Source organism: Thermogemmatispora sp. (genome assembly GCF_042408735.1).
Taxonomy (GTDB): Bacteria; Chloroflexota; Ktedonobacteria; order Ktedonobacterales; family Ktedonobacteraceae; genus Thermogemmatispora.
Genome location: NZ_JBHOQV010000137.1, coordinates 31,524 through 55,505 on the forward strand (window position 1 = coordinate 31,524; position 23,982 = coordinate 55,505).

19 protein-coding genes are annotated in these 23,982 nt (G+C 63.7%); 9 read left to right on the forward strand and 10 right to left on the reverse strand.

Annotated features, from left to right (window positions below):
• Positions 1–70: 70 nt before the first annotated feature.
• The 10 genes from ACFMO7_RS15015 to ACFMO7_RS15060 all read right to left on the reverse strand — a co-directional run bounded on the left by ACFMO7_RS15015 (position 71) and on the right by ACFMO7_RS15060 (position 13,376).
• Entirely contained in the window at positions 71–1,588 is a 1,518-nt protein-coding gene (locus ACFMO7_RS15015; protein WP_376796304.1) for a carboxylesterase/lipase family protein, read from the reverse strand.
• A 306-nt stretch (positions 1,589–1,894) separates the two neighbouring features.
• The gene (locus tag ACFMO7_RS15020) at positions 1,895–2,773 is read right to left on the reverse strand and encodes a PHP domain-containing protein (protein ID WP_376796305.1); all 879 of its coding nucleotides are present in this window, start codon (positions 2,771–2,773) and stop codon (positions 1,895–1,897) included.
• Between the two features lie 394 nt (positions 2,774–3,167).
• A complete protein-coding gene (locus ACFMO7_RS15025; RefSeq protein ID WP_376796306.1) occupies positions 3,168–3,605 on the reverse strand; it encodes an RbsD/FucU family protein in 438 nt (145 codons plus the stop codon).
• 243 nt (positions 3,606–3,848) lie between these two features.
• Positions 3,849–6,338 carry a TIM-barrel domain-containing protein gene (locus tag ACFMO7_RS15030; RefSeq protein ID WP_376796307.1) on the reverse strand — a complete coding sequence of 830 codons (2,490 nt, stop codon included), beginning with the start codon at positions 6,336–6,338 and terminating at the stop codon, positions 3,849–3,851.
• Positions 6,335–7,084 (reverse strand): transaldolase family protein, encoded by a 750-nt coding sequence (locus tag ACFMO7_RS15035; RefSeq protein WP_376796308.1) that lies wholly within the window; start codon positions 7,082–7,084, stop codon positions 6,335–6,337. Before ACFMO7_RS15035 ends, ACFMO7_RS15030 begins: the two co-directional genes overlap by 4 nt.
• A 29-nt stretch (positions 7,085–7,113) precedes the next feature.
• Complete coding sequence (locus ACFMO7_RS15040; protein ID WP_376796309.1) at positions 7,114–8,004, reverse strand: carbohydrate ABC transporter permease; 891 nt, start codon at positions 8,002–8,004, stop codon at positions 7,114–7,116.
• A gap of 41 nt (positions 8,005–8,045) precedes the next feature.
• Complete coding sequence (locus tag ACFMO7_RS15045) at positions 8,046–8,984, reverse strand: carbohydrate ABC transporter permease (protein ID WP_376796310.1); 939 nt, start codon at positions 8,982–8,984, stop codon at positions 8,046–8,048.
• A 180-nt stretch (positions 8,985–9,164) separates the two neighbouring features.
• Positions 9,165–10,535 carry an ABC transporter substrate-binding protein gene (locus tag ACFMO7_RS15050; RefSeq protein WP_376796311.1) on the reverse strand — a complete coding sequence of 457 codons (1,371 nt, stop codon included), beginning with the start codon at positions 10,533–10,535 and terminating at the stop codon, positions 9,165–9,167.
• 178 nt (positions 10,536–10,713) lie between these two features.
• Entirely contained in the window at positions 10,714–12,090 is a 1,377-nt protein-coding gene (locus tag ACFMO7_RS15055; protein ID WP_376796312.1) for a hypothetical protein, read from the reverse strand.
• A gap of 80 nt (positions 12,091–12,170) precedes the next feature.
• Positions 12,171–13,376 (reverse strand): ROK family protein, encoded by a 1,206-nt coding sequence (locus ACFMO7_RS15060; RefSeq protein WP_376796313.1) that lies wholly within the window; start codon positions 13,374–13,376, stop codon positions 12,171–12,173.
• 467 nt (positions 13,377–13,843) lie between these two features.
• Here ACFMO7_RS15060 and ACFMO7_RS15065 point away from each other — a divergent pair, with 467 nt between their 5' ends.
• From ACFMO7_RS15065 to ACFMO7_RS15105, 9 genes are all read left to right on the forward strand, one after another.
• Positions 13,844–14,182 carry a UxaA family hydrolase gene (locus tag ACFMO7_RS15065; RefSeq protein WP_376796314.1) on the forward strand — a complete coding sequence of 113 codons (339 nt, stop codon included), beginning with the start codon at positions 13,844–13,846 and terminating at the stop codon, positions 14,180–14,182.
• Positions 14,164–15,321, forward strand: coding sequence for a UxaA family hydrolase (locus ACFMO7_RS15070; RefSeq protein ID WP_376796315.1), 1,158 nt, complete (start codon positions 14,164–14,166; stop codon positions 15,319–15,321). Before ACFMO7_RS15065 ends, ACFMO7_RS15070 begins: the two co-directional genes overlap by 19 nt.
• Positions 15,322–15,377: 56 nt before the next feature.
• A complete protein-coding gene (locus tag ACFMO7_RS15075; RefSeq protein WP_376796316.1) occupies positions 15,378–16,826 on the forward strand; it encodes an NAD-dependent succinate-semialdehyde dehydrogenase in 1,449 nt (482 codons plus the stop codon).
• Positions 16,827–16,889: 63 nt separating this feature from the next.
• Entirely contained in the window at positions 16,890–17,834 is a 945-nt protein-coding gene (locus ACFMO7_RS15080) for a hydroxyacid dehydrogenase (RefSeq protein WP_376796317.1), read from the forward strand.
• 111 nt (positions 17,835–17,945) lie between these two features.
• On the forward strand, positions 17,946–19,028 hold the full coding sequence (locus tag ACFMO7_RS15085; protein WP_376796318.1) for an Ldh family oxidoreductase: 1,083 nt from the start codon (positions 17,946–17,948) through the stop codon (positions 19,026–19,028).
• Between the two features lie 4 nt (positions 19,029–19,032).
• Positions 19,033–19,824 (forward strand): FadR/GntR family transcriptional regulator, encoded by a 792-nt coding sequence (locus ACFMO7_RS15090; RefSeq protein WP_376796319.1) that lies wholly within the window; start codon positions 19,033–19,035, stop codon positions 19,822–19,824.
• Between the two features lie 194 nt (positions 19,825–20,018).
• Positions 20,019–21,077: a LacI family DNA-binding transcriptional regulator gene (locus ACFMO7_RS15095; RefSeq protein ID WP_376796320.1), complete on the forward strand. Its 1,059-nt coding sequence runs from the start codon at positions 20,019–20,021 to the stop codon at positions 21,075–21,077.
• Positions 21,078–21,325: 248 nt separating this feature from the next.
• Complete coding sequence (locus ACFMO7_RS15100) at positions 21,326–22,903, forward strand: APC family permease (RefSeq protein WP_376796321.1); 1,578 nt, start codon at positions 21,326–21,328, stop codon at positions 22,901–22,903.
• A gap of 229 nt (positions 22,904–23,132) precedes the next feature.
• Positions 23,133–23,981: a BtpA/SgcQ family protein gene (locus ACFMO7_RS15105; protein WP_376796322.1), complete on the forward strand. Its 849-nt coding sequence runs from the start codon at positions 23,133–23,135 to the stop codon at positions 23,979–23,981.
• The last annotated feature ends 1 nt before the right edge of the window (position 23,982 follow it).

Here is a 23,982-nt window from a genome sequence, read left to right on the forward strand (position 1 = left end):
CGTCGGGAGCTGCCCTGCTTACTGCAAGCAGGCCAGATGGCTGGCTGGCTGACTGCGAGAAAAGCAGGCTTTAGGAAGCGGCTGGAGACAGCCTGTCCCATAGTACCCGCAACTCTCCCCTGGGGTCCTCCACCAGAGATGGCTGTTCATCCCAAATGAGTGTTGCGCGCCTGTCAAGATCGTAGCGTGGCCAATCTAGCTGGCCAGGAAGAGCCGGGTCGCCGCTGCGGATAAAGGCAGCCCATGAAGCTTGCATCAGGTCTGCCAGGGCCTGCCGACGGGGGTCAGTGCCCGTAAAGAGGCGTGAGAGGCCCACATCGAGAGTATTGAAGACAAAAGGAATATCCATGGCATGAGCGGCGCCCAGCACACCGCCAAAGGCCGGGGATTGCCAGTCGAAGCGATACATCCAGACGGGCGCTCCCTGCCGAACCTGGGCCTCCGCCAGGCGAATGGCCGGGATGCGAAAGACCAGGTCTCCCATGAGGTCGATCCAGGCCAGCTCGGGTGAGTGATCCTCGCGGGCGGCAATGTACTGGGAGAGCACCTGCTGGGCGGAATCGCCGAAAAGCCGGGTAAGTAGCTGCTCATCCACCTGCGCCCCACCGCTGAGCAGGGCGAACAGTCGCCACTCATCGCGGTTCGTGCCCAGGAGAACGGCCACATCGCTGGCTGACCCCTGGGCCAGCATGGCCAGCGGGTGTTGTGGCAGGGTCTCGCCGTCGATTACCGGGCTGAAGGCACGAACCTCGCCAAACTCCCGTCCCAGCTCCGGCTGAAGCTTGAGCAGGACCTCCAGCGGTAGCTCGTCCAGAGCTTCGAGCCGCCCGGGATCTACATTGAGCTTACTCAGCAAGGCCCGGGCCACGCGCGTAGCCTCGCTGCCGCTGGGCAGCTCCCCGGCGGCACCGCTCTGCAGAATTGCCCGCTGAAAGAGGCCGCGCGCTGCCGGCATGCCCAGCAGAGCTGCGATACTCATGGCTCCTGCTGATTCGCCCATCACTGTGACATTCTCGGGGTCCCCCCCGAAGGAGGCGATGTTCTCGCGCACCCAGCGCAGAGCGGCGATCTGATCGAGCAGTCCGCAGTTGCCACTATAGCGAGAGGTGGGACCTGCCAGCTCTTTGAGATAGAGAAAGCCCAGAAGTCCCAGCCGGTAGTTGAGCGAGACCACCACGATATTGTGGCGGGCTGCAAATGAGGTGCCATCGTACCAGGGGTCGGAGGCCGAGCCGATGGTGAAGGCGCCGCCGTGGATATAGACCATGACCGGACGCTTCCCCTGGTCCGCGGCGGGCGACCAGATATTCAAGTACAGGCAGTCCTCGCTGATGGGGCGTGGATCAACGGCCCGCTCAGCTCCTATCGCTCCTACCATCCTGGTCCCCATCTCGGCAACCTGGGGCGCCATTGGACTGAAGGCGGTTGTCTGGCGCACGCCTGTCCACGGCTCCGGCGGCTCTGGTGCGCGGAAACGCCTGGCCCCAAGAGGGGGGCGAGCGAAGGGAATGCCCTTCCAGACGCTGATGGGACCTTGTTGGTAGCCCTGGACCTTGCCGTAGCGGGTTTCGACAATGCATTGGCTCATACTTATACTCCCGCCGAGATTGGTTAGAGGGATGGCTGTGGCCGATGCCTGGCACCAGGAACCCCGCGGCCTCCTCTTCGCCAGGTCCGTCGCTGCACGCTGTGAACGCCGCCAGCCGGCGGGCGCTACCATCCGATGGGCGGGCGGATGACTGTCTGCTGCTCTGCTCCAGGGGCAGCACCTGATGAGAAGCGAGGGAGATCTTGGTGGCCGCAGCCATCAGCATCTTACCACCTGCCCGATACTTCCATCCAGTTGACCGCCGGTCCTCTAGCTATCCCCTCTCCCTCAATTATGTATCCACCGTCAATTGTCTCTCGCAGCTTCCGCTTCCACCCCGATCGCCAGGCGTTCCAGCAGCGCCTGGCAGAGCGCGGCCGGGTAACCGATGGGAAGGCGTCCCGGTGGACCATGCGAATCCGAACCGGCGCTCATGAGCAGGCCATGTCGCCGGGCGTACGCTTCATAGGTGGCCTCTAGCTCTGGTCCGTGAGCGGGATACCAGACCTCTAATCCATCGATGGCTACCTCTGCCCGGACACGGTCTAGCAACTGCGGGGTGTAGAAAGTAAACTCTGCCGGTTCGCGCAGGCCACGGCCAGGATGGGCGATGATGGCCAGTCCTCCGCTGCGGTGAAGAGTGTCGACCGCCTTGCCCAGCTCTACCTTGATCTCTCGATAGCCGGCCTCGCGGATCAGGGCCAGGGCCGCCCTCCAGTCAGCGACATAGCCATGCTTGAGGAGCAGGTAAGCGCAATCGCCAGCGACACGGAGCCGATTGCCCTGTCTGGCCAGCAACCTCTCTCGCTCGGGAAAACGGTAACCGCGGCGGAGTAGCTCCGTGTAGACCTCCTCGGCATTGGCGCGCTGCCCTTCGCGCACTCGTTCCACCAGGCGCTGCAGGTCGGGCTGGTGAGGGTCAAAACCATAGCCGAGCACATCGACCATCTGACCTTGCCAGGCAGCGCTGATCTCAACGCCGTTGAGGAGGGCGATTCCCTGCTCTGCCGCCAGGCGCTGCGACTCGAGAATAGTATCCACCCGATCGTGGTCCGTAACGGCGATCAATCCGAAACCCTGCTCGCGCACGTGCGCGAGCAGGGCTGCTGCGCTCCAGCGTCCATCGCTCCAGGTGGTATGCAGGTGCAGATCGATCCTGGTCTGGGCAGAAAGACGTTTCTGCAATTGTTTTTCCCTCCTCTCTCCAGGTTCTGACAATCACTCCAACGCGAGTCTTTCTCGATGCTGATGGACCCTCCTGGCAAGGTGGGCTGGCCAGCGCCCTGGACCGCCTCGCTTAGCTTAGTAGAGCGCAGCGCCAGAAGCGAGAGGAGTCAGAGCGCCGCCATGAGAAAAGAGGAAAGGACGCAGGAAGGGGCGGGAGCAGGCTGAGGACGGAGGCTGTTCTCGATGGTAGGCCATCCGTGTCACATGCACGACCGACCACCCCTCGGAGACAGCCTCCTGCCAAACGAGGGCTTGCTCAGGAGCATAAGTGGCGGTAAGCACTCAGAAAGCCACGTCGTTCTTCCCTCTCAGTGTCGCAAAGGACGCCTTTCCCGCTCGCTGGCCTATTGGCTCACCGGGGGGCTTCCCGGGTAGGGGGAGGTACCACGCCGATCGTCAGAAGGATATTGGCCCACAGGCGTTGCTCTCCCGTCGCGATAGCCAGCGCAACATCGGAGGAGCAGGCCAGATCATAGAAGGCGAAGCGTCCGACCCCTTGCAGCTCGCAATGCGGCAACAGAGCGCGAAACTCGCTCAGGATCTCCGGCTCGCTGCCATCATCGGGCAACATCACATGGGCCGCCTCGACAGGGATGGCCGTCAGAAGCGTCTCCAGCACCGCGGTGACGCTGACCAGACCTGGCCTCAGATTTAGATAGACCAGTCTGGCCCGGGGGGCCGTTCTGGTGGCGAGGGGATAGTTCCCGTCAGCGATGAGCACGCGGCTGCCATGACCCGCGGAGGCCAGGCTTTCAAGGATAGCCGGGTGAAGCAGGCGATAGGAGAGCATAGCAGATAGTTGCCTCCTCTCAAGTCAAGAGTCCAGAAAGAGAGATAGCTCGAGGCTGCACGCAGGCTGCAGAAAGCTGAGCTTGCAATTCCGCTCTGGCCGCACAACTGTCTCCGGTCGGGTCAAGCCAGACCAGAACGGGGCAATGATAGGCTCTCCTGCTCGAGCTGTCAAGAGGAACAGGCCGCCCGACCGCTCGCAGGAGAGAGCGCCAGAGCTGGTCATCCTGTCTGCTTGCTCAGCTCAGAGCGTGACAACGGCCTGTGCCGTATGGCCCAGCGCCTGCTCTTGCAGGCCGCTGACCGTATGCCAGCGCACCTGCCAGGTCGCCGGACGCTCGCCTCTGATCTGCAGTTGCCAGCCTCCCGCCTCAGTCCCGACTAATCGGAACTCCGTTGCTGTCCCCTCCGCATCCCAAATCAGCCGTCCCTGGCCTTCTGCTCCAGGATAAACCTCCAGAGTGAGCCGGTCAGGCGGGGCCTCGTCCAGGAAGGAACACTCCGGCCCGAGCGGCAAGACGGTTCCAGCCCGCACGTAGAGAGGAATAATCTCCAGCGGTGCCTGTCGTGTAATGAAGCGTCCCCCCGCGAGCCGCTCCTCGCTCCAGAAGTCGATCCACTCGCCAGCAGGCAGGTACAACTGGCGTGCGACCGGCTCCCGAGCCTCGCTGAAGACCGGTGCCACCAGCAAAGCCGGACCAAGCAGATAGGCGTCGTCGATCATCGCCGCCACCGGGTCGCCCGGAAACTCCAGCAGCAACGGACGCAGCATCGGTAGACCCTGCGCGTGGGCCTCCCAGGCCACACTATAAAGGTACGGGTTGAGCCGCATACGCAGCCGCGCATAGCGCCGGAAGATGGTCAGTGCCTCCTCGCCGAAGGCCCAGGGTTCGCGGGGAGTCGTCCCATGCGCCCGCGCCAGCGGCGAGAGCAGACCAAATTGCGCCCAGCGGATATACAGCTCAGGAGAAGGTGGCGGTCCATAGAAGCCGCCGATATCGTGGGCCCACAGACCCGGCGCGCTCAGCGCCAGGTTCAGGCCGCCGCGCAGCGAACAGGCCATCGCTTCCACATCGGTCTTGGGATCACCGCCCCACTGTGCCGGATAGCGCTGCGTGCCCGCCCAGCCCGAGCGACCCCAGACCATGCCGGGCCTACCCGTCTCTTGTGCAATCACCTCATGAACCGCCGCGTTATAGAGCAGCGGATAGAGATTGCGCAGCTCATGACCAGTCATACCGTTAGCGGCGCGGGCGGCCGCAGGAACTCCCTCGCCGAAGTCGGTCTTAAAGACCGCCACCCCGGCGCGCAGCAAGGGGCGATGGAGGTCCTGCCACCAGGCGCGGGCCGCAGGATTAGTGAAATCAACCACCGCGCGCCGGCGTCCATCGGGTGGCGGCCCTCCGAAGTCGGCCCCGATCGGCTCCCCATGCTCATCGCGTAGAAAATAGCCGGCCCTGGCTGCCTCCTCGTAGCGAGGGGCCGTCTCCGAGACGTAAGGCAGCTCCCAAAGCGAAACCTTGAACCCCTGCTCGCCCAGTTCCCGTAGCAGGCCGGGCAGATCAGGAAAAGCCTCTTCATTGACAGTAAAGTCGCACGACAGATTCGGCTGGGCCAGCCAGGCGGGATCGATATGCAAGACATCACAAGGAACCTCCTCGGCCCTGGCCCGCCTGGCTACCTCCTCCACCTCGGCGCGCGTCTGGTAGCGGCAGCGCGATAGCCAGACCCCGAAGGCCCAGCGCGGAGGCAGCGTAGCCCGTCCCGTCAGCCGCGTATATTCCTCCAGGATCTCCCGCGCCCCCTGACCGAAAATCAGAAACAGATCAAGGCCAGGCTCACCGCAGCGCAGCAGGGCCGAGCGAGCCGAGGGCGTTCCCAGCGAGAAGACCACCGGGGTCGGAGTATGCACGAACAGGCCATAGCCCCGTGATGACAACAAGAAAGGCACATGCTTATAGGCCGCCTCCGTCGTCGTCCCCCAGGCATCACTATTCCACAGCACCACCGTCGTCCCACGCTGATCCAGGCGCGTAAAGCGCTCCCCCAAGCCGTAGCAATGTTCTTCTGGAGAGAGCGCCCAGGACCACAGCCCTTCCACCTCGTCGGCAGCCGGACAATGCAGTCCCGGTGGAGGCGTGCATAACAGGCCATGCACATTGCGGTCATCCAGCGGCGTGCGTATGGTCGCCGCTGGTGCGGCAGCACTGGCAATGCTGATGCCGAAGGGATCGCGCTGCAAAGCAATCGTGACCCCCTCCAGCGTAGCCCGCACCGTCGCTGGCGTTTCCTCCAGCCCTGGCTCAGGTGGAGGCGAACCAGACGGGCCATAGGTCGCTCTCTCCAGCTCCTCCAGCGCTCCGGGAACCAGCATGCCATAAGCCCGCTCCTGCTGCAGCTCCTCATGCCGTCCCAGACGGACCCGTACGAGACGCGGCGTCAACACCCGCACCTCCAACGTCAGCTGCGAGACAGAGCCAGTCGCTAGCGGAGCCATCAGCTCGCTGGTCGTCCGTCCCATCGCGGTCGGACGATTCGGCGTACTCGTATCCATCATCTGCTCCGCCAGCGGCTCCGCGCTCACAATAACGGGGCGCTGAGCCGAGCCGACGTTGCGGAAAGGGACAAGAGCGACCTCCGCGCGCAGACCTCCCGGTAGAGCCGATACCCTCAGCAGGCGCCGGGCATAGGCCCCTGGTCGCAGCGTACCTGGCTCACCTTGCTCGATCCTCATTGTCCCTGACTCCCCTCCTGACTGCGCCTGTAATCCTCCAGAAAAGCCTCAAGACCCGCCGCCGTCAGCGGATGCTCAACCAACTGCGTCAGAATGGCAAAGGACATCGTAGCGATCTGGGCGCCGGCCCTGGCGACAGCCGTCACGTGTACCGGGTGGCGCAAGGCGGCGGCAATAATCTTGCCCGGCTGCTGCTGCACCCGCAGAATGTGGGCCAGATCGGCTACCAGCGCCACCCCATCCTCGCCGACCGCATCGAGTCGCCCCACAAAAGGACTAACATAGCTGGCCCCGGCGGCCAGTGCCAGCAACGCCTGGTTGACCGTAAAGATAAGGGTTGCATTGATCTCTGGCCGACGCCTCAGTCGCTGCTGCTGAGCGAAGCGCGCCCGAATCGGACAATCCGGGGCGTGGGCGCACCCCTGGCAGGAAGCCGTCACCTCGCTGTGAGAGAGGCGCGCCATCGCCTTCAGGCCCTCGACGGTAGTTGGCAGCTTGACGACCACATTGGGCGACCAGCCAGCGAACTCCGTGCCCTGGGCCACCATCCCATCGGCATCGAGGGCCACCACCTCCACGCTGATCGGCACGTCGGCGATCCAGCACAGCTCTTGGACATGGCGGCGCAGATCACGCACGCCCGCGCGGGCAACGTGGCTGGGATTAGTCGTCACGCCGCGCAGGATACCCCAGGAGACCGCCGTACGCACCTCATCCAACTGGGCCGTATCAAGATAAAATTCCATAACTCGCCGTAACCTCCTTCCTTCTCTCCTTATCCTTTCAAGCCGCCCGCTGTCAGCCCGGACACGATGCGCCGCTCGAGCAACAAAATCAGAGCCACCAGCGGCACCACCGACATGATCATTGCTGCCGAAAGCACTCCGAAATTGGTCGTAAATTCCGTCTGGCTAAGAATGACGATGCCCACAGGGAGCGTATAGGTGGCCGTAGTCGTGTAGTTGAGAGCGAACAAGTACTCGTTCCAATCGCCGACGAAGACAATAACCGCCGTCGTGAACAGGCCCGGAATTGTCATGGGCAGCACGATGCGCAGAAAGGCTCCCAGTCGGCTCATCCCGTCGAGGGTGGCCGCCTCCTCGAACTCCAGGGGCACCTCCTGGAAAAAGGCCATCAGAATAAGAATGGCCAGCGGCAACCCAAAGACAGAATAGGGCAAGATCAGGGCCAACAGCGTGCCAATCAGGTGCATACCCTGTAGCAGCACATAGAGCGGTATCACCTGGGAGAAGGGCGGAAAGAGAGAGATCGAGACCACGAACAGCAACAGCAGCCGCTTCCAGCGAAAGCGCAGGCGTGCGAAGGCATAGGCGGCCAGCGTCGCCAAAACCATCGTGATCAGGGTCGAAGCCAGAGAGGCAATCACACTATTGAGATAGTAGCGCCCGATATCTCCCTGGAGGGCCTCGCGATAGCTGCTCAGGGTAGGATGGGCCGGCAGCAGCGGAGCGGGGATGGCCGTGGTCTCCTGGGGAGTCATCAACGAGGTCAGCAAGGCCCAGAGCAGCGGCAGAAACTGTACCACCAGAATCACCGCCAGCGTCAGATAGAGAAGCGTGCGCCTCGAAAGGCGTCCCAACAGCGACTGCCCCCGCCCCGCACCCCGTGGCTTGAACGCTGCCGCCCTGCCAGACTGCATTGCCATGAACGTTCCTCCTTTGCAGCCGAGCAATCGGTCGATGTCGGCTAGCGCATCCCGCTGCGCGCGAGCATGCGCATATAGAGCACAATGAAAACCAGCGTGATCGCCATCAGGACGGTGGCGAGCGTAGAACCGTAGCCGAAATCGCCGAACTGCTGAATCTGCAAGTAAATGTAGAGGCCCAGATTCTGCGTGGCGTTGCCCGGTCCCCCATTGGTAAAAGCGCTGATCAAATCGAAGGCTTGCAGCGATTCAATCGTGCGCAGGATGAGCGTGACCAGCAGAACCGGGCTGAGCAGTGGGAGCGTGATGCGCCAGAGGATCTGCCAGCGTGAAGCGCCATCCACGCGCGCCGCCTCGTAGATTTCATCCGAGATGCTTTGCAGCCCGGCCAGCACCAGGAGCGCCACCAACGAATTAGCCTTCCAGACAGCCAGCACGTAGATGAGGACTGTCGCCAGTTGGGGCGAGCCGAGCCAGACGGTGGGATGAGCCGGGTTCATCAGCCCCAGGTGCTCCAGCAGGCTGTTAATCAGACCATACTGATCGTTGAACATGTAGGCCCAGATGACCGAGTTCGTGGCGGTCGGGATGGCCCAGGGAAAGAGAATAGCGGCGCGCGCCAGCCAGCGCCCCGCAAAGCGCCGATTGGCAAAAAGGGCCAGGGCCGTTCCGCAGATCATCTGGCCTGCGACCGTAATCAGACTATAGAGCAGCGAGAAACGCAAAGCGCTCCAGAACTGTTCATCGTGGAAAAGGCGCACGTAGTTGGCCCAACCGGCGTTGGTAGTTCCCATTCCGAACGAGCCGCCCTGCTGGAACGAGAACCAGAGCGTACTCAGGGCCGGATACACTCCCAGCGCCAGCAGGGCTAGCAAGACCGGCAGCAGCATCAGCCAGGCCAGCCGCTCCTCCCGGCGTTCCAGCGGTCCGCGCACCTCGCTCTTCTCGACCTGGGCCAGTGGCGTCCCTATTGTCGCCATAAGCCACCTCTTCTCAGCATTGCTCTGCTGCAGGCAAAGGCCATTGCCCCGCCCTGGGGGTGGCAGGCCAGACCGCCGGAGAAAGCAAAGGAGGGACCCTCTGCCTCTGTCTTTCTTCTCTCCTTCTCGCTTCTTCCTTCCCTCCTGCCCTCTGCCTGCTGGTTGGCCTGCCTTCCTGACTCAGGTGAGCGAGGCCACCTGCGCCTGCACACTGTTGAGCGCCTCGGCCGGTGCTGCCTGGTTGCTCAGGACAGAATTGATGGCCGCCTGGAGAGGCGTCGTAAACTGGTTATAGTTCTTGAGGGTCGGGCGATTGACCCCGCTGTTGAGAATGCTGCCAACCTGCTTAAAGTAGGGCACCTTTGCCTGCACGCCGGAGTCGTTGACCACGTCTGGACGGCTTGGAATCAGGCCGGCATTGATGGCCATCGAAGTCTGAGTTTCCTTGCTCAGCATGTAATCGATAAAGGTCCAGGCGGCCTCTTTATGCTGCGAGAAGGCATTGATTGCCAGCACCCAGCCGCCGGTACAGCCATGTCCGCTGTGGCCCGCCGTGGCCAGCGTCGGGGCCACACCCACCTTGCCGCTCACCTTCGAGCGTGAAGGCGTATTGGCGATCGCGTAGGCAAAGACCCAGTTGCGCATGAAAGGGGCCTTGCCCTCGTTGAAAAGGGCCAGGATATCGTTGGGGGCATAGGTAGAGGTGCCTGTTGGCGCTAGCTTGAACTTGTAGATCAGATCGTGCATATACTGCAGGGCCTCGACCTGCAGCGACCCATTGACCTGCAGCTTGCCCGGCTGCCCGATAGAGCCACCGGCCCCCCAGAGGAATTCCAGCCACTCATCGACGATGGCCTCGATCTTCTTGCCCGGCATCAGATAGCCGTAGCTGACGCCGCGGGAGGACTCTCCCGAGAGAATGCGCTCTGCCAGCGCCTGCATTTCCTCGCGCGTCTGGGGCACCGTTCCACCGTACTTCTCAACCAGATCGGTGCGGTAGTAGAGCATGCCAATGTCCATGTAGCGCTGGATGCCGTAGAGATGGCCGTTGACCCGTCCAACGGTGCGGGCACTGGGCCAGAACTGGTTTAAATAGCTGGGGGTCACATACTGATCGATGGGAGCCAGCCAGCCGGGAGTAGCGAATTGGGCGGGCCAGGTGACATCGATCTGGACAACATCCGGCGTGGGCGACTGAGCGCGGAAAGCGTTTACGAACTTGCTATACTGATCCGTCGCTACCGAAGGTAGCTCCACGTAGTCGACGTGGATCTTGCCGGCGTGCAAATCGTTGAAGCGCTTGATCTCCGCCGTTTGCTCGCCAGTCGTATCCACCAGGGCGGCGAACTGGATCGTCACCGGGCCACTGCTAGAGCTGGTCCCACCGCCGCAGGCCGCCAGCAAGGGACCGATGGCCGTTACCCCAATCCCGACCTTCACCCCCTGACTGAGCAGCCTGCGGCGGGAAAGCCTGGGGGGAGCCACCTGGTCCAGCTCTGGCTGAAGGCGTGGACCAGCGGGTAGTACTCCCCCTGTCCAAAAATGCTGCATCTGTCTTGAATCATCGCTGATTGCCATTTTATGACATACCAACCTTTCTTGGTGGCTGTGAAGCACAGGGCCAGTCGGGCTGGCCTGTGTTCAGGCTCCGACACGACAATGTGGGCGCTGCGGACCATCGCCCGCCTGTACCTTTACGGGCCGCCGGTCTGGGCCGGCTGAGCCTGAGCTAAAGCGCAACTCCCTCGATCTGCAGCAGCTCTGCCAGAGCCTCAAGCGCCTGTGCCTGATGCCCTGCCACGAAAGCGACGTGGTGCTCCCATCCGTCGAGGATCAACCGGTCAAGCAGCGACCGGGCGGCGGTGATCGGACGGAAAACGGCGGTATTGCCGGCGAAGCGATTCACTGGTTCGTCGAGAATCTCGCCTTCCACGTAGAGCAGGCGATAGCCGTCTGGCCCGACACCCAGGCGAGCCAGGGTAGCAGGGCCGGGGCGAATAGCGAAGTTGCCCGCGACGCCAATCCGCCGGTTACAGTGGACGGTGAGAGGCACCTCCTCAGCGGCGCCGGCACGAGCCAGGCAGGCTGGAGCATTGCCACAGTGCCAGAGCGAAATGGTGTTGGTCTCCTCGTTGAGAGCAACCACGTCGGCCAGCAGCGGGGCGGCGCCGCTGAGCCACTGCAGCAATAGCAGGGTGACCGCCCCGTGGAGATCGGCTTCGCAGGCACAGATAAAGCCATCATCGGCTAGCCGACCGAGCGTAGCACAGGGCATCAGGCCGAAGTCCTGGGGAAACTCCGGCCAGCAGCGCACGGCCAGACCGTCGAGCTGTTGCTCCTTCAGAAAGGTCCGCAGAGCAACGTAGGCTGCCCCAAAGCGCTGCACCTCCTCTGGCGCCAGCGCCTGCAGGCTGGGAGAACGCTCCTGCGTTGAAGCAATAGCCGCTGCCACTGCCGACGTGGGGGCCGAGCGGGCCGCGCTGAAGACTCGCTGCAGGTCCAGGCGAGAGACGGTGGTTCCGATCACACGCGTCAGCGCCAGGTCATCAAACTGGCAGCCGTAGAAGCCGGTAGGGGCCTCACCGACCAGGCCAAGCCGGCTTGCGCGCAGCCGCCGCCGCGTGGCCGCCGCCCGCGCCAGGGCCGCCAGAGGGACAAACAGGTTCTCCTCTCCAGGATCGCCGTAGAGGTAGCGAACGACTCGTCCTGTCTTGCGCAGCGCGTGGGCGGCAATATGGGCCCCGCAAAGCGAATTGAGCCAGAGCCGCTCGCCGGCGGCTCCTGGCTCACGTAACGCCCAGAGGCAGACCGGAACAGCCAGCTGATCTGCCAGCTCAACGACCATGCTTGCGTCGCTAAAGGTTGCGCAGAGCAGAACCAGAACATCCGGCTCGTGCTCCTTGAGGCGCAGGGCCTGCTCGTGAGCAGCCTGGGCATCCATCAGCAGCCTGGCCTCGCCGTAGACCGGCCAGCCTTCCTGCTGCAGGGCTGCCAGGGCCCTGGTCGCCATCTGTTGGGCATAATCGACGGCAAAGGTCGGACGGGCGATACAGGCCAGGGCCAGCACCGGGACCGGTGCCTCGCGCTTGTTTTCTCGAGTAGACATCTTTCTGCTTTTCTTGACTGAACTTCTTCAAGCTCGCCGGCTGGCGGGAGCCTGAGCCAGGCGAAGCACGAGACGGCGAGTTAGTGCTCGCGGGCAGAAGCTCCCAACACCAGCCTATCGAGGGCCAGGCTGGCAGCTCCGACCAGACCGGCATCCTCTCCGAAGGTCGGTGCCACCAGCTCGACCGAGGCATCTCTCGTCAGAAAGGCGCGCTGATGAAGACACTCCGCCACGGCGGAGAAGAAGATCGCTCCTGCGACAGTGATGGCGCCGTGCAAGACGATCCGGCTGGGGTTAAGGATATCGGTCAGAGTAGCCAGGGCGATGCCTAGCGATTCACCGCAGCGCTGGACAACCTCGCGGGCCAGAGGATGACCATCGAGGGCCAGCCTGGCAAGCTGACGAACGGCCTCCTTCGGGCCAGCCGTCGACGATTCCAGGGTCAGGCCACGAGCACGCGCCTGACGCAGTATGGCTGGCTCTGCCGCGATCGTTTCCAGACAGCCTCGATTGCCACAGGCACAGCGCTCGCCCGCCGGATCAACCGTGATATGACCGATCTCGCCGGCACTGCCGTGCGCACCACGGTAGGGATGGCCGTTGATCATCAGACCGGAGCCGATGCCGGTGCCAATGTAGACGAAGGCGAAGTCCGGCCAGTGGCGTCCCTGGCCAAGCAGAGCCTCGCCCAGGGCCATAGCGCGCACATTGTTTTCAATGGCTACTGGACACTGCAAGCGAGCGGCCAGCAGGTCACCCAGCGGAACCCCCTCCCAGCCCAGACTGGGCGCACGCTTCACCAGACCACGTGCGCCGTCTACCAGGCCGACCACTCCCGCTCCGACCGCCAGCAGGGCTGTTGAGGCATACCCGGCTTCTATTAATAGATCCTGCAAGATCTGCACGATCAGCCCAACTGTTGCTTCGGGGCTGGAAGGCCCGGGGGTGCGAATAACGCGGCGCGCCAGCAGGCGACCGCGCAGCGTGCAGAGCGCCAGCCGCAGGGCGCTCACCCCTTGATGCACAGCCCCAAGCAGTGGCCCCTCTTCCGGCAGATCCAGCAGGATGGCGCTCGCTCCTACTCGCTTGCCCCGTGCCGTCCCCACCTCTCTTAACAGACCGTCCTCGATCAGCTCACGGGTGATGTTGGTGATAGCTGCCGTCGTCAGACCTGTCTGATGCGCCAGATCAACGCGCGCCAGCGGTCCTTCGCGCAAAATGGTGCGCAGCACCTGCTCGCGATTGAGTTCCCGCAGGCCGTGCCGGCTAAGGCTGGTGGTGGCCATCTCTCCTCCTTGAGCCGCGCCTTAAATTGATTTAGTTAATTAATTTGAAGCTCTGAGCAAGACTATACCCGGCGGCCGAGGCGCTGTCAAGGGGGGAGGCCCTCCTCCCTCACAAGTGGCGGACCTTGACAGAGAACGGAGAGGGTGATTATACTTCCCATCGTCTGGTCATACCTCCTACCTCTCTGAGGCAACGGTGGAGCGAAGGAGGGAAGGCAAGAAAGGAGGCTGGCCCATCCGGGCGCAGGGACCAGTCGCGATGGTGGGGAGAGAGCAACCTTTGGGAAACAAGGTGAGGAAGTGCAGACCGAACGGGGAACAGGTTGAGCCTTGCCCGGCTTATTCCCCTTATGCATGAGAGGCCATGGGAGGGCGACCTGAGCGTGAGCCTCTCGCCTCTCTCCCGTGCCTGTTGGCCGCCCCTTCGTTGCCGGGCGCCAACCACCAAAAAAAGCAGGAGCGTAGCCATGAGCCACCCTGAAAGCCAGGCTCCCGAAGAGCAGCCAGTCGCGCCAGCAGCGCCGGGCTTTCTGATTCACAACGAAGGCGACCACGTCGCTGTAGCGGTCCGGGACATCACCCCTGGCCAACACCAGGCGGTCTATATGGACAGCGAACGCGAAGTGACCATCACTGTCCTAGAGGCCATTCCTCTGGGACACAAAGTAGCCCTGAGCGACCTGGCCGAAGGCGAGCGAGTCATCGAATACGGCCTACCGATCGGACTGACACGCCGACCCATTCGGGCCGGGCAACACGTTCATACCCACAACATCAGGAGCGCACGATGGCAGAACAGCCTCTAACCGGCTACCGTCGTCCTGACGGTCGCGTTGGCATTCGCAACCACGTCGTCATTCTTCCCGTTGATGATCTCTCCAATGCCGTCTGTGAGGCCGTTGCCCATGCCGTGCCTGGCACGCTGGCCCTGCCTCATGCCTATGGCCGTCTGCAATACGGCGCCGATCTTGAACTCACCTTTCGCACGCTGACCGGCAGCGGAGCCAACCCCAACGTGGCCGCCGCCGTTGTCATCGGCATCGAGCCGAACTGGACGCAACGTATTGTCGAAGGGATTGCCCGTACTGGCAAGCCCGTCGAAGGATTCTCCATTGAACGCTTCGGCGACCTGAAGACGCTGGAGCGTGCGGCTCGCGTAGCCCAGCGGATGCTGCAAGATGCCTCCGAGCTGCAGCGGCAGCCGATCGCCCGCGAGGAAGTGCTGATCAGCATCAAGTGCGGTGAGTCCGATACCACGACCGGGCTAGCCTCGTGTCCCACCGTGGCCCAGGTTGTTGATCGCCACGTGCTGGCCGGTGGCAGCGTCATCTTCGGCGAGACCTCCGAGTTGACGGGAGGTGAGCACCTGATCGCTCAGCGCTGCAGCGACGATGACGTACGTGCCCGCTTTCAGGCCATGTACGCGGATTACATTCGCGAGATCGAGGCCAGCGGGGCTAACCTGCTGGGATCGCAGCCGACGCAGGGCAATATTCGCGGCGGCCTGAGCACCATCGAAGAAAAAGCCCTTGGCAACATCGCCAAGACCGGCACAGTTCCCGTTGTGGATGCCCTGGAGCCGGCCCAGGCTCCGACCCGCCGTGGCCTCAATTTTATGGATTCCTCGTCGGCTGCCGCCGAATTCATTACCCTCATGGGGGCGGCGGGAGCGGTTCTGCACCTCTTCCCTACGGGGCAAGGCAATATTGTCGGCCATCCGCTTGTCCCAGTCATTAAGATCACAGCCAATCCCTTGACGGCCACCACAATGGCCGAGCATATCGATCTCGATGTCTCGGGCCTGCTGCGGCGGGAGTACGGCCTGCGCGAAGCAGGAGACCGCCTGATGGCCCTCATCGACCGTACCATTAATGGGCGTCTGACCTGTGCCGAGGCCCTGGGCCACCGCGAGTTTGTGCTAACGAAGCTCTATCGCAGCGCCTGAGCCGCACGGGCAGAGCGCCGAGAGGAGAAGCTCACCAGAAGGATCGTTTTACTGCTATGGCTGGTCAAAGCAATTCGTCGACAACCTTGCTCTATATTCGTGGGGAGTGGTGCACAGCCGCCACAGGGCAGACACGCGAGGTACGCAACCCGGCGGACGGCTCGCTCGTCGGAGCGGTGGCTTATGGGGGACGGACTGAGGCGCTGGCGGCGGCTGCGGCGGCTCAGGAAGCCTTCGCCGCCTGGGCGGGGCTGCCAGCGCGCGCGCGCGCCGATCTGCTGTTGCGAGCCGGCAGCCTCTTGGAGGAGCGGGTCACCCAGATCGGCTATCTACTGGCCCTGGAGTCGGGCAAGCGCCTGCCGGAGGCCGTAGCCGAGGTGCGTTTTGCCGTCGAGTATCTGCGCTGGTTCGCTGAACAGGTGCGGCGTCCTGCCGGGGAGCTGCTGCGTCACGAGAGCGGCCAGCGGCGGCAACTGACCTTGCGCCAGCCGATGGGAGTGGCTCTCTGCCTGACGCCCTGGAACTTTCCGGTCTCGATCCAAGCCCGCAAAATCGCCGCGGCTCTGGCCGCCGGCTGCACGGTGGTCTCGCGCCCATCCGAGAAAGCGCCCCTGGCCGTCATCGAACTCTTTCGCTGCCTGCATGAGGCCAGCCTGCCGCCGGGGGTGGCGAATCTGGTGCTGGGGCCGGCGGAAGAGATCACGACAGCTCTCCTGGCCCATCCTGCCGTGCGTGTGGTCAGTTTCACCGGCTCGACCGAGGTGGGGCGCCGCATCATGGGCCTGGCCGCTGAGCGAATCGTGCGCCCCTTATTGGAACTGGGTGGCGACGCGCCCTTCATCGTCTTTGCCGATGCCGATCTGGAGCGAGCAGTTGAGGGAGCCATGCTGGCCAAGTTCCGCAACAATGGCCAATCGTGCATTGCCGCCAATCGCTTTTTTGTCGAGGCTCCCATCTTTGCCGACTTTGTCGAGCGCTTCGCGGCCCGCATCAATGCTATGCGCCTGGGCAATCCGGTCGTCGAGCCGATTCCCGACCTTGGTCCAGTCATCGACGAGCGGCGCCAGCGCGCCATCGCCTCCCTGGTGGAAGAGGCTCAGGCGGAGGGCGCTCGTCGGGTCACTGCAGAGGTACCTGTGCCCGCTCAAGGCACATTTGTCGCGCCGGCCCTGCTGGTAGATGTGCCCGACCAAAGTGCCCTGGCGCGCCAGGAGATCTTTGGTCCGGTGGCGGCTGTCTTCCCTTTTGAAAGCGAGGAAGAGGTGATAGAGCGAGCCAACGCCAGCGAGATGGGCCTGGCGGCCTATTTTTATACCAGCCGGCTTGACCGTGCCTGGCGAGTAGCCGAGGCTCTGGAGGCCGGCATAGTGGGTCTCAATACGCCCCTGCCCTCGGTGGCTTACGCCCCGATGGGAGGCATCAAGCAGAGTGGTCTGGGGCGAGAAGGGTCCCATGAGGGCCTCGACGAGTTCCAGGAGGTCAAATATCTCTGCTGCGAATGGTAGCAAGCACCGTCGAGAACTAGAGGGGGGAAGGGGAGCGACCCGGAGAAAGGGGAAGGAGAAACCATGATTCTGGTGACAGAGTGGCTGGCCTCGCCCGGTCCCGAGCTGCTGGCAGCCTCAGGGCAGGCCGTTCGCTACGAGCCGACGCTCTGGAGGGATGCGCCGCGCCTGCGCGAGCTGCTGCCGCAGGCCGAGGCCCTGATCGTGCGCAACCAGACGCGCGTCACGGCTTCCTTACTGGAGACGGCCCCGCGGCTGCGCGTGGTAGGGCGTCTGGGCGTGGGATTGGATAACATCGAGGTGGAGGCCCTGCGGGCGCGGGGAATCGCTCTGGTCACGGCCAGCCAGGCCAACGCCATCGCCGTGGCCGAGTACGTCCTGGCGGCCATGCTCCATGTGGCTCGCAACCTGGCGGCTGCTGATGCCAGTGTGAGGGCCGGTCAGTGGGAGCGGACCCGGCTCGGAGGAACAGAGCTATGGGGACGAACGCTTGGGCTGGTCGGAGTTGGGGAGATCGGACGGCGGGTGGCGCGGCGCGCCGCCGCCTTCGGGATGACGGTCCTGGGCTACGATCCCTTTGTGGGGCCATATGACTACGCGCCGACAGAGCTGGGCATTGCCATGCTGCCCCTGGCTGAGGTCCTGGCGCGGGCCGACTTCGTCAGCATTCATGTACCGCTCCTGCCGACCACCTATCACCTGTTCGACGCTGAACGCCTGGCTCAGATGCGCCCCCAGGCCGTCCTGATCAATAGCGCGCGGGGCGGTATTGTCGATGAACAGGCCCTGGTGGAGGCCCTCAGCGCGGGCCACCTGCGCTATGCCGTGCTTGACGTCACCGAGCAAGAGCCATTGCCTGCCGACAGCCCCCTGCGCGCCTCGTCGGCGGTCCTGCTGACCCCCCACATCGCCGGCCTCACGGCGGAGGCCCAGGAACGCACCTCCCGTCTGGTGGTGACAGAGGTTCTGCGCCTCTTGGCGGAAGGAAAGACAGAGGCCGCCCCCTAGCCGCTGAGCGCAGCTTCCTGTCAGGGAGAGAGCACTTCTCTCGAGTCGCTGCGCGGGCCAGCCTTTGATCTTGTTTTAGACCTGGAAGAGAAGGAAGGGAAGAGGCCAATAATGGAGCATACGGGATCTTCTGCTGCCACCGCTCTGGTGGCGGCTCCCGCCTTGGAAGAGTTTGCTCGCGCCATCTTGGAGGCGGTCGGCCTTCCGTCTGCTGATGCCTCTACGGTAGCCTGGGCCTTGGTGGCGGCCAATCTGGAGGGCATCGATACGCATGGCGTCTCGCGCCTGGCCCTCTACGCCCGACGTGTGCGGGCTGGTCTGGCGGCGGCGCGTCCTCAGCTACGCTGGAGCCATCCCGCCCCGGCCCTGGCCCTGCTCGATGCCGACAACGCCCTGGGCCCTGTCGCCGCCGTGGCCGCCATCGACGAGGCAGTTCGCCTGGCGCGTGCGCAGGGCGTTGGCATGGTGGCGGTGGCCCATACCAATCACGCGGCTGCCCTATCAGCTTACGTCGAGCGAGCCGCGGAAGCCGGCTGTCTGGCCATGATGGCCTGCAACACCCCGCCGGCCATGCCTCCCTGGGGAGGACGCCGGGCCTTTCTCGGCACCAATCCCCTGGCCTTTGCCTCACCCGGGCCAGCGGCCGGCGAGCCGCCGATCGTTGTCGACATGGCAACCACGGTCGTAGCGCGTGGTAATATTATTATGGCCGCGCGTCAGGGCCTGCCCATTCCCGAAGGTTGGGCCGTTGACGCCGAGGGCCGCCCGACCACCGATGCTCGAGCTGCCCTGGAGGGCGCAGTCCTGCCAATGGCCGGCCCCAAGGGCTACGCGCTCGCCCTCATGGTCGAGATCCTCTCGGCGATCCTGCCCGGGTCTAGTTGGGGACCACAGTTGCGCTCTCCTTACGAGGATTGGACGAGGCCGACCGATGCGGGCCTCTGGTGCCTGGCTGTCTCCCTGCCAGAGATCATGCCCTTGGAGGTCTATCGGCAGCGCTTGCAGGCCCTGGTCGAGGCCCTGCATGCCGAACCTGCCGCCCCGGACGCCTCGGTACGCCTGCCGGGTGAGCGGCGCGCAGCAACGCGCTCCCTGCGCCTCCAGCAGGGCATTCCGATCGATCCGGCAACGCGAGCCGAGTTGACGACCCTGGGCACCGAGCTGGGAGTAACGCCTCCGTGGAGGGAGCTATAGCACGATGAGCGTCTTTCAACCTGTCCAAGATGGCCAGCGCAGCCTGGAAGGGCGGATCGTTTCCTATATTCGTGACCTCGTAGAGCAAGGGATTTTGACGCCGGGCGAGCGCCTGCCGCCGGAGCGGGAGCTGGCGGCCCAACTGCGTGTCAGCCGCACGGCGTTGCGGGAGGCTCTCCACACCCTGGCGGCCCTCGGGCTGGTGGAGGCGCGTCATGGGCGCGGCATCTTTGTCATCGGTGGCTCGCTGCAGGCCACGGCTCAGCGGCTCTCGCTGGCCCTTGGGACCCAAGATGCCCAAACGGAGAGCCTGGCTCGCATTCGTCAGCTCTTTGAGATCCGACGCGTTCTGGAAGGCGCGGCGGCGGAGTGGGCGGCCCAGCGGGCTCAGCCCGAGCAAATCGCCGAGATGCGCGCCGTGCTGGCGAAAGATCAGGCCCTGCGCACCGCCCAAGACGTTGACCGCACCCTTATCAGCGAGCTGGATGGCCAGCTTCACGCCCTGATCGCTGCCAGCACAGCCAACCGCTTGCTCGTCCTGCTCATGGCTACCCTCCTTGATGAGCTGGCCAGCGCGCGCAGCCGCAGCCTGGCCCTGCCGGAGCGTATTACCCGCTCCCTCGCTCAGCACATGGCCATTGTCGAAGCCATCGCCGCAGGCGATCCGCAGGCTGCCCGCGCTCGCATGATCGAGCACCTTGACGACGTCGAGCAAAGCATCGTGCGCAGCCTGCCCGCCGAAGCCTCCGATCTCCCCAGAGCGAGATGGCAGGATGACCCCAGGCCCCCTCGCTGAGCCAGACAGTTCAGGGCAGAGCGCAAGAGCGGGTCTGCCCTGCCTGCCCCGGTGCTAACGGTGACCGGCCCGGCTCCCTCAGCGACCGGTCAAGACTTCTCTCTTCCCCTTGACAATCAAAACGTTTTTCCTTATACTTCCACTAACGTAATCAAAACGTTTTGATTATAGCAGGCGGCGGGTGCACAGCAGCGATGACCACCATTAAAGATGTAGCGCGGGCCGCGGGTGTCTCGGTGAGCACGGTCTCCCATGTGCTGTCGGGCCGCAGACCGATCAGTGAAGCGACACGCCTGCGGGTAATGGAGGCCATTGAGCGCCTCGGCTATCGTCCCAATCGGCTAGCTCAGGGTCTAGTGAGCAAAAGCAGCCGTTCGCTGGGCCTGCTGGTCCCGGATCTGGCCAACCCCTTCTTTGGCAGCATGGCTGAGGCCCTGGAGATTGCGGCCCATGAGCGCGGCTACAGCGTCATTCTTTGCAACACCAACCTGGACCCGGCGCGTGAGGCCGACTATCTCTCGATGCTGCTCAGTCGTCAGGTGGACGGCTTGCTCTATTTTCCCGGCACCCGGGTGCCCAACCGCTCCCTGATGGAGGCGATTGCTGCCGGTGTGCCGGTGGTAGTGGTAGACGAGCGCCTGGATAATCTGCCGGGTGTCTTCGTTGACAACTTTGATGGTGGGCGCCAGCTCGGGTTGCTGCTGGCACGCCTGGGGCATCGCTCGCTGCTCTTTCTGGGCGGGCCGGAGGGCCTGCCGACCGTCACGGATCGCCTTAACGGCTTGCGCGCCGGCCTGGCCGAGGGTGGCCAGACCAATGCCAGGCTGCTCTTGCGCTTCGGAGAGTACCGTGCCAGCCACGGTTACGAGACGATCCACGCCTGCGCCCGCGAGGGAATCTTGGCCGCCCCTCCTCAACAGCGCCCAACGGCGGTAGTGGCCGCCAACGATATGATCGCGCTCGGAGCCTTGCGGGCCTTGCGCGAGCTGAATCTGCGCGTGCCGCACGATTGCTCGCTGACCGGCTTCGATGGAGTTGAGTTCACAGCCCTGATTACCCCCTCGCTGACAACGGTGCAGCAGCCTTCGGGGCGCGTAGCGAGCGCGGCTGTCGAGCTGCTGCTAGCCCGGATCGAGGCCGTTGCCCATCGACACGATGGGCAGGCTCAGGGCGAGGAGGCGCCAGCTATTCCTCATGTGATTTTGCCCGTCTCGCTGGTGGTGCGCGAGTCGGTGGCGCCACCACCACAGTGACCTGGAGCTTGCCTGTCCGCCCGTCTCGACGGCGAGCCGCTCCGTCGCTCTAGCTCTTCTCCTCCGGAGGTGGAAACGCGCCTGCTGCCCTATGTCCTTCCCATCTGACCAGCGTACGTCTTGATATCTGGACATCGTAACTACCCGATCTCTGCCTCGGTGAGCTGCTTTCGCTGAGAGGAAGGGCTATCACGGTCTGCTATCCATTGTTGTCTCCTGCTTTGATGACCTCACATCTGGAGGATCTGATGTCTAGCGTCAGTAAAGGTACAGCCGGCACAACCACACATTTTGTACGCAATGCTACTGGTCTGGTGCGCGAGCTGTCGCCGTTTGATGCCTTCAACCTCGTCTTTTCGGCAGTGCTCATTCCGGTCGGGATTACTCAGGTATTCTCATTTGCGCCCACGTTCTGGCCTGGTGCGAATGTCCTGGTCTCCTTTCTGCTCTCACTGCCGCTGGTCTTCTGCTTCGGCATGGTCTACCTCTATTTCACGGTTGCCATGCCGCGCTCCGGGGGTGATTATGTCTGGGTCAGTCGGGTATTGGGGCCGGGAGTTGGCTTTCTGACGAACCTGACCCTCACCTTCGTCTTTACGACCTGGATCTCTTTTAATTTCACCACCATGCTGACGCTGCTCGGTCCCAGCCTGGGCTTTGTGGCCGGCTGGAACTGGGCCCCTGATCAGCTCACCCAGTTCCTGATCGCTACGGCCCTCACGCTGATCTTTGCGGCCCTGATGGTCTTGGGGGCGCGGCGCGTTGCCCGCTATATGTTGGTCATGTTCGCTTTGGTCTGGCTGGGGATGCTTGTCTGGCTTGTTGGCCTGGCCATCACCGACCACAGCGCTTTCGTCGCCAATTTCAACGCTCGCAGCGGCACGACACTCTCGCAGGTGGTCAGCCTGGCGGCCAGGGCTGGCTTTGCTCCCGGCTCAGGACTCGACTGGGCTGGGACGATCTTCGCCATGATCTACGCCTTCCAGGTCTTCACCGGCTTCCAGTGGACTGGCTACTTCGCGGGTGAGATCAAGAACGTGCGGCGGACGGCCACCTTCTCTATTCTGGGAGCCCTGTTCTTGAGTGCCTTGCTCTACATTCTGGGGAGCGCCCTGATCTACCGCACCTATGGCACTGAGTTCGCCCCTCTGGTCTTCCTGGGCTTTAATGCCTCGCCGACTCCGCTTCCGTTCGCTCCCTACCTGCCTGCTCTGGTCAAGTTTCTTTCGTTGCCGTCCTTCTTGCAGATCTTTGTGGCGGCCTGCTTTGTGCTCTCGGTGCTTTGGTGGACGCCGACCGGCTTCATGATTGCTACGCGCAATCTCTTTGCCTGGTCGTTCGACCGTCTGGCGCCGGCGGGGGTGGCCGAGGTGAGCGAGCGGCTGCATACGCCCGTCATCGCGACGGTCGTCATTGCGCTCTGGGTCGAGGTGCTCAACTACCTCAACATCTATCAGGGGCTGAGCGCCTTGCTGATCAACGTGATTGCCGTTATGGCTCTGGCCTTCATTGCTGTGGCGCTGGCGGCTATCCTGATGCCCTTCACGCGGCGTCAGCTCTTTGAGGAGGCGCCAGCTCTGGTGCGAGCGCGGCTCTTGGGAATTCCGGTGTTGACGCTGGTGGGGATTGTGATGTTGCTGAGCTGGGCCTTTGTGCTCTATGTGACCTTCTCGACGACGGCCTTCGGCAAGGTCTCGCCGCTCTCGATGGCCGAGGCCTTTGCTGTGCCGGTGCTGGGCCTGGTCTACTACCTGATTGTGCGCTTCGTGCGCCAGCGCCAGGGGATTCAGCTGAGCGCGGCCTTCCGCGAGATCCCGCCCGAGTAGGAGAGCGGAAGGGGCCTGCGGTGGGTGGGCCGGAACGGAGGTGAGGCGCCAGATCTGGTGCTCGGTACTGGCCGCCGGTGGACCCTCGGGCCGGTCCTCCCTCGCCCGGCCTCTCCATCCGGGCCGGTCTGGCCTGGCCCGGACGGACAGGGGGTGGCCCACCAGGGAAAGCGCCAGCGATGGATCGGATCGGTGTTTCGCTAGTTTCAAGCCAGGAGCAAGAGAGAAGATGTCTGAGACAGGAGTTGGAGCGACGAGGGCGGAGCGTCCGCTCTTGGAGCAGCTTTTCGGGCGGGCGCGCCCGGTGATCGCGATGATGCATTTGCTCCCCTTGCCGGGGCGACCGCTCTACGATGGGCGTGGAGGGATGGCGGCTGTTGTCGATGCGCTGCGGCGGGACCTGGAGGTCTTGCAGGAGGGTGGGGTCGACGGACTCTTGTTTTGCAACGAGGGAGATCGTCCCTACTCGCTGGCGGTCGAGCGCGCTCAGGTTGCGGCTATGGCGGCGGCGATTGGTGAGCTGCGGCCCTCCATTGGCCTTCCCTATGGGGTTGATATGCTCTGGGACCCGCTGGCGGCCCTGGCGGTGGCCCAGGCGGTGCGGGCCAGCTTCGTGCGCGAGGTCTTCACTGGGATCTATGACAGCGATATGGGCCTCTGGCAGCCGAATGCGGCGGCGGCCCTGGATTATCGCCGTCAGATCGGAGCTGAGGGCGTTCGCCTCTTCTTCAACATCGAGCCGGAGTTTGCGCGTCCCCTAGGGCCGCGGCCTATCGGAGCGCTGGCGCGCAGCGTGGTCGTCTCTTCGCTGGCCGATGCCATTCTGATTTCCGGGCCGATGGCTGGGGCGGAGGCCGATCTGAGCCATTTGCGCGAGGCTAAGGCCGCGGTGCCTTCTGTTCCGGTGTTGGCGAATACGGGGGTGCGCATCGAGACCGTGCGGGCGACGCTGGCGGTGGCCGATGGGGTAATCGTAGGCACGGGTCTCAAGCGCGATGGCTACACCTGGAATCCGGTCGATCCGGAGCGCGTGCGGCGCTTTATGGAAGAAGTGCGGGCTGCCCGCGAGGAGGGCTAGC

Coding starts and splice junctions, on each gene's coding strand:
- ACFMO7_RS15080 (WP_376796317.1), top strand. CDS start 16,890: ATGATTCTGGTGACAGAGTGGCTGGCCTCGCCCGGTCCCGAGCTGCTG.
- ACFMO7_RS15075 (WP_376796316.1), top strand. CDS start 15,378: ATGGCTGGTCAAAGCAATTCGTCGACAACCTTGCTCTATATTCGTGGG.
- ACFMO7_RS15040 (WP_376796309.1), bottom strand. CDS start 8,004: ATGGCAATGCAGTCTGGCAGGGCGGCAGCGTTCAAGCCACGGGGTGCG.
- ACFMO7_RS15015 (WP_376796304.1), bottom strand. CDS start 1,588: ATGAGCCAATGCATTGTCGAAACCCGCTACGGCAAGGTCCAGGGCTAC.
- ACFMO7_RS15085 (WP_376796318.1), top strand. CDS start 17,946: ATGGAGCATACGGGATCTTCTGCTGCCACCGCTCTGGTGGCGGCTCCC.
- ACFMO7_RS15090 (WP_376796319.1), top strand. CDS start 19,033: ATGAGCGTCTTTCAACCTGTCCAAGATGGCCAGCGCAGCCTGGAAGGG.
- ACFMO7_RS15095 (WP_376796320.1), top strand. CDS start 20,019: ATGACCACCATTAAAGATGTAGCGCGGGCCGCGGGTGTCTCGGTGAGC.
- ACFMO7_RS15025 (WP_376796306.1), bottom strand. CDS start 3,605: ATGCTCTCCTATCGCCTGCTTCACCCGGCTATCCTTGAAAGCCTGGCC.
- ACFMO7_RS15065 (WP_376796314.1), top strand. CDS start 13,844: ATGAGCCACCCTGAAAGCCAGGCTCCCGAAGAGCAGCCAGTCGCGCCA.
- ACFMO7_RS15060 (WP_376796313.1), bottom strand. CDS start 13,376: ATGGCCACCACCAGCCTTAGCCGGCACGGCCTGCGGGAACTCAATCGC.
- ACFMO7_RS15070 (WP_376796315.1), top strand. CDS start 14,164: ATGGCAGAACAGCCTCTAACCGGCTACCGTCGTCCTGACGGTCGCGTT.
- ACFMO7_RS15045 (WP_376796310.1), bottom strand. CDS start 8,984: ATGGCGACAATAGGGACGCCACTGGCCCAGGTCGAGAAGAGCGAGGTG.
- ACFMO7_RS15100 (WP_376796321.1), top strand. CDS start 21,326: ATGTCTAGCGTCAGTAAAGGTACAGCCGGCACAACCACACATTTTGTA.
- ACFMO7_RS15105 (WP_376796322.1), top strand. CDS start 23,133: ATGTCTGAGACAGGAGTTGGAGCGACGAGGGCGGAGCGTCCGCTCTTG.
- ACFMO7_RS15030 (WP_376796307.1), bottom strand. CDS start 6,338: ATGAGGATCGAGCAAGGTGAGCCAGGTACGCTGCGACCAGGGGCCTAT.
- ACFMO7_RS15055 (WP_376796312.1), bottom strand. CDS start 12,090: ATGTCTACTCGAGAAAACAAGCGCGAGGCACCGGTCCCGGTGCTGGCC.
- ACFMO7_RS15050 (WP_376796311.1), bottom strand. CDS start 10,535: ATGCAGCATTTTTGGACAGGGGGAGTACTACCCGCTGGTCCACGCCTT.
- ACFMO7_RS15035 (WP_376796308.1), bottom strand. CDS start 7,084: ATGGAATTTTATCTTGATACGGCCCAGTTGGATGAGGTGCGTACGGCG.